2 protein-coding genes are annotated in these 5,978 nt (G+C 59.5%); both read left to right on the forward strand.

Annotation, left to right across the window (positions count from 1 at the left end; translation table 11 throughout):
- Positions 1-109: 109 nt before the first annotated feature.
- The gene (locus Q9Q40_15660) at positions 110-2,134 is read left to right on the forward strand and encodes a hypothetical protein (GenBank protein ID MDQ7008658.1); all 2,025 of its coding nucleotides are present in this window, start codon (positions 110-112) and stop codon (positions 2,132-2,134) included.
- 505 nt (positions 2,135-2,639) lie between these two features.
- The gene (locus Q9Q40_15665; protein ID MDQ7008659.1) at positions 2,640-5,702 is read left to right on the forward strand and encodes a reverse transcriptase domain-containing protein; all 3,063 of its coding nucleotides are present in this window, start codon (positions 2,640-2,642) and stop codon (positions 5,700-5,702) included.
- The last annotated feature ends 276 nt before the right edge of the window (positions 5,703-5,978 follow it).

Consider the following 5,978-nt stretch of genomic DNA (forward strand, 5'->3'; position numbering starts at 1 on the left):
GTGACGGGCTGGACGATGGTGATGTCGGTAGCTACTGGGACTCCCGTTGAGAAGAGGACACTGCTGCTGAGCGAGCGCGACTGCCCGAGGCGGCCTCGACGAGGGAGCGGTGAAGCGAGCGAAGCGAGCGAACCTCGACCGAGGAGAAGGTCGGCGAGGGCGGGGGTGGCGAGCGAGCGAAGCGAGCTCGCCTACACGCTTAAGCGGCATCGACAAACAAAACAACAACAACAACAAAAACAACAACACGTGTACTCGGACGATGGGTGGGAACGATAAACCGTTCACAACCGTCGGTCCGAAGAACAAGAAGAAGCTGTCGAAGGCCAAGCAGTCTGACTCTTCGACCGCCAAGACGGCGACGAAGAATCAGAATACCACCGACAAGACCGATGCAGAGGGCATCGCTGCGGGCATCGCCCGCGAAGAGAACCGCGTCCAACGCGACGAGTCTACACGGGATGCGCCCGCAATAGACCGCGTCGAACCCACTTCCCCTGCCGCGCAGCCCGCTGCCGCAGCCACTTCCGACAACCGCTCTCGCGCCAACGTCGCCGAGTCAGACGACGACGCCGCCGAGAAGACGAACCGCCACAACAACGCCCGCGACGCCAACCGCCGCCTCTCCGCGAACAAGCGCGGCGCCGCCCACACCACCGTCACACACCGTGTCAACCTCACGTTGACACAACGCATGCTTCTCTGCTGGATCTGTAAGATCGATCCGTCCGATTTCGATGCCACCTTCCCGTTCTTCCGGCCGACTGAGTTCGGCAACGATGTTTTCGCGGGCCAGAAGACTTGGGCTATCCGCTGCAACAAGGACTACTCATCCTTCTCCGCCGCGAAAGTCAACGAACGAGGATACGTCCGTTCCACCATGCTCCACGCTGGCAGAGTCGTCTTCTTCCCCGTTATCGGCAAGTTCCCGCTGCTGATCCTCCTTGACTGCCAGTCCGACCTCGTCCCACCGATTGCCGGTTCCAACCGGTACGGTTCGCTGGAGGACCGCGTGACCGAGATTCCCCTCATGGCGCGAATCCTCAACAACCAACTCGTGACCGCATCCGTCGAAGAGACCATCAATTACGACGACGACTCCGTTCGGCAGCCCTACAACCTCGAGGCCGCCGAAGAGCACATGCCGAAGGTCGAGACACTTTGCCGCAAGATGGCGGCCGACGCGGCCCACAAGATCGGTGGCGAGGAGGCTGCCGCTGCTGTGAACGCCGTGCCTTCGAACAAGAAAAGCCGAATCGAGAACCCTCAGACTCGAGGCTTCCTCAAAACTGTGTTCGGAAGCTACGTTCGCGACGAGCCGAGCGACGACGACGACGACAGTGTGATCGAGGCCCCAGGCGTCGACCCGAACACAGCGCTCCTCGCGGCAGCCAGCGACCCGCTTCGTTTCAAGCACAAGACGTGCTACCAGACGGGGCACGCGCGCGCTGTCGCCTACCTACTTCCGGCTGAGGCCGAACGCATCCTCGAGGAGACCGAGTGCCACGTCATGCCGTGTCGGTTCATCCTCGACTGGGTGGTCGAGCGTCAGAAGCACTTCGTCACGCTGCGGTTCAAGCACCAGACCGACCTCGGCAAGCTGCGAGAGCTGCTCATGTCCCTCCGCAAGAACGAGGAGCTCAACGCCAAGTACGCGTACTTCAGTTCGTATGTCAGTATCCGCGTCTACTTCGAGAAAGAGATTACTCGCGAGACGATGCCGCTGATCTACCGCGCCATCGAGGGGAAGCGTGACGTCAAGGTCTACCCCGACATTGCCCTTCCGCCGCCGCAGGCCTTCGCGAACGTCAAGCGCACCATCTTCGCACCTACCGCCAAGTCCGCCTGGACCATCAAGGCACTCGAGACCAAGCCGTCGCTCCGACGGGCGGTTCGGGTGTCGAACGTTCGCAACGTACACGAGGTCGCGCTCATCGCGAAGAAGATGGGCAACGCCACGATCGTTGACCCGGGTGATGGTCACCCGAGTGCTGATGAGGGAAAATCGGTGATCTTTGAGTGGGAAGCGGGCACGGACCTCGCCATGTGGGAAGGCGAGCGACTGTGGTCTTTCAACGGGCGCTACGCGGCCTCGGAACTCGTTCCACCGCTCAGCGCGTCCGTTCAACATTGAGGAAGTGATGGCGCCTAAGCGTAAGGCACCACCTGCTTCCTCCAATGCGAAAGACCCCCCTCCCTCACATCAGCAACCTTCAACCCCAACTTCAACTTCAACTTCAACTTCCGCACAATCGAATGCCGATGCTCAACTGCCGCAATCATCGCCGCCATCGGTCCACGCCAACGGAACAACTCCCGTAGCGACGGCCGCCGCTTCCGATTCTCTTTCTCCATCTCAGCGCGAAAGCCGAAGGGTCACTCGAACTCGAACCCTCCAGGCTGAACTTGCGATGAAGGGTCCAATGTCACGTTCCGCCATTTGGGACGCGATGCGGTACAGCTTCGTCGGCCAGCAAGTAGAGGTATGCTGGCGCACTTCCGGCTCTCCAGTCGTGACGACATCAAGCGGCGATGTAGTCATGAAGGAGGGCCGGTCCGTCCGAGTCAACTACTCGGACATCGGGAATTTCCCACTTCCGCCTATTGAAACTGAGGGCCCCGACGGCGTCGAGATCCTCATGATCAAGCTCAGCACAACTGCAACAAACGGCCTTCCGGCTTTCCCTACGACGTTCTGCAACCGCAGCGACGGCCCGTACAGTTCGCCGGAGGTCGTCATCTTCGTAGACGGCGGCATGCGAGTCGGTGGAGCGACCTCGGCTGCCCTTGTCTGCTACGAACTTCTCCACGACGGTACGGTGCACACGTCGCGCCACGCACGCTTCGCTACATCATCCACTTCCAACGCAGGCGAGATCGCCTCCATGATCGGGGCGTTTGCGCTCATTCGACGTTTCTACAAAGACAGGCGGGTCAACGTCTACGGCGATTCACAACTGACCACGAAGTTCATCTGCGAGAACGCACAGCCCACCAAACCACACCTCGTCCCCCTCGTCCAACAGGCGCGGATGGAGTATGCGTCGTTGGCCGGCTACGTCGTCCTTTCGCACATGAAGCGCGACCTCGGCAACCCTGCAGACAAAGCCGCGAACGAGTGCATGGATCTCGGAACGGACCTCGGAGACGCGAGCCTGTTCCCCGATCTTCCGGTCATCCGCAGCAAGGACAACGCCCTCACAAAGCGCGTCCCGGCTCCTGTCCTCATCGAACGTGAAGCGCCGGAACCTCTGGCGATCAACACCCTCGACGACTTCCTCCACCTCCGATTCTACAAGACACGCGGCTCGGTGCCGCCGCAGGCGTGCGGGCACTGGGGAGCCATTGTCGGCCGAACCCTGCGCAAGGCAGCAGCAGCCCCGACGGTCGCCGAGCGAGAGGCAGCCATCGTGGAGTTCTTCACCCTGCCGACGCGCTATCTGCCCGAAAACTCTTCATCAACTCGCATCGTCAAGCACCTTCAGACCGACACGCCGTTCAACATCAAGATGCGGGTGAACAATCGCCCACAACGCGATCGCGACGACGACGACAAGGTTGAACGTCTCAAAGAAGCCGCCCATCGCCTGGCGATGGACCAGAAGCTTAAGACTGTCAACAAGCTCATCAACAACGGCCTAGACGGCGACATCCCGTTCGACGAAAAGGTGGAAATGCTGCAGCGAAAACTTGTGCCTCGAGAGGAGGACGAAGTGTTCGAAGCGTTCCCACGCGAAGAAGTCCCGATGTTCTCGGCCAACGAACTCAAGAACGCATTGAAGGCCATCAACCGGCAATGCGCGACGAGCATCGATGGCTGGACGAAAGACCTTTTGCAGGACGCCATGCGCGGCGCGCCCGGCATTGAAGAAGACCTCACGTTCGTCCTCCACTATTTGTTGACGCAGGAGCTCGGTACACTCCTTGGCGAGATCATGCGCGCGGCTCGGCTGATTGGAATTGTCAAACCAGCAGGAGGAATTCGCCCGATTGCAATTGCCAGTTTGTTTCTCAAAATTCTCGGTACGATTGCCCTGAGTCGCGACGGCATCAAACCATCCCGTGAACAGTACGCGATAGGTCGGAAGGACGGGTGCCTAACGATCATTCACGAACTGTACGCAGACATGGCTAGACTCCGGGTCCTCGACCCAGACGGTGAGTACGTATACGTCAAGTTCGATATGTCCAACGCCTTCAACGCCATTCGCCGCGCGTTCGTCAAGCTCCAACTCCAAGGGCATTCGTCGACCACCCGGCAGTACTTCCGACTGACCTACGGCGCTGCATCGTCGCTAGCCGTGTACGGCGCCGGTCAATTCAAGACCCTCATGATGGACGACGGCGTCCGCCAGGGTGACTCGACATCTTCCTACTTTTTCTGCATCGGAGTGGACGGAGCGCTGCGCGAGCTCGTCCAGAAGAACTACCTCTGCAAAATGTACTGCGACGACCTCACGATGATTGTGCGCAAGCGCGACGTCGAACAGGCCATGGCCGACGTCACGGCAGCGTTCGCGAAGATCGGTCTCTCGGTCAACGCGGACAAAACCGATGTCTATGACCCCTCCGTTCCACGCTACACGCCGTTCGTCATCCTCGGCGCAGACTTCGCCTGCACCCGGATGTTCGAAGAAGAGAAGATCGCCAAGCAGATGAAATACTTCGATACCCTCATGCGGCTCCCACTTCACCCGCAGCTGAAGATCACGTTGCTGCGGCTGTGTGGGTCACCACGTCTCCAGTACATCTCTCGCTGCATGCCGCCAGACGCCATCAAGGCCCTCACACGAGCCTTCGATGATCGCCTGCGCGCCGCCCTTTTCCAGACACTTCGACTGCCGCCTGGCGAGTCCATCCCCACGGAGATGATCTATCATCGCTACGGGGCCGGATTTCCCAATTACCCTGACGTCGCGCCGAAACTGTTCGCGTCGACCCGTGACCAACTGCTACAAGGCATCCAAGGACATGTTGAGCTCGTTACTTCTGATGTGACTATTCTTAGTCGCCGCACAGCCCAACACAACCTGGACGCCGAATGGCTTTGGTACGACGGCGAGCTCAGCCCAGCTCAGTTCATCGCTGCCTACTGCATCCGACTCGGTTTCCTCCCGCCACATCTCCGCGTGCACCCCACAAAGTGCGCGTGCGGGACTGTTGTGACCAACGACCACGAACAGATCGACCACAGCCTGAGGTGCGACCACTTCACACAAGTGAAGCACTACACTCGGCACAACATAGTCCGCGACGCCATCGCACGCGTATGCACCCTATACGGGATCACCACCGTCAAGGAGCCACGCGTCTACCATTACGACTCCGGCAAGAAGCGACCAGACCTCCTCTTCTCAACGGGAGTCCCAGTAGCTACCGACATCACCATCGTCCAGCCCGTCACGGACGTACCGGGCAAGGCAAGCAAGGCCGCCGACAAGGAGAAGAAGAAGATCCACGACGCCGCGACCAAGGCCCTCGGGCACTGCTTCATCTCGGGAGCGTGCGAGGTCTACGGACTCATCGGCACCGAACTGACTTCGCTCATCAAGTACCTCGCCGACGATCTCCCTCGACCCTATCAGTGGGGCTTCCGCATCCAGCTCACACGCTCGATTGCCGTGGCCCTGGCTCAGGGGCGCGCTTCAGCCGTCTTCGGCACGAAGTGGGCGCTCGCAAACAGCTTCGAAACGGTGCCCTAGGCACCAGCTGTAAATATTAAGAGCCTCTGGAGTAACACCTGCGTCATTGTAGTGCGTCATTGCGTCATTGCGTCATTGCGTCATTGCGTCATTGCGTCATTGCGTCATTGCGTCATTGCGTCATTGTAGTGCGTCATTGCGTCATTGCGTCATTGTAGTGCGTCATTGCGTCATTGTAGTGCGTCATTGCGTCATTGTAGTGCGTCATTGCGTCATTGTAGTGCGTCATTGAAAGTCAACGAACGAGGATACGTCCGTTCCACCATGCTCCACGCT

This window comes from Acidobacteriota bacterium (genome assembly GCA_030949985.1).
Lineage (GTDB): Bacteria > Acidobacteriota > Polarisedimenticolia > J045 > J045 > JALTMS01.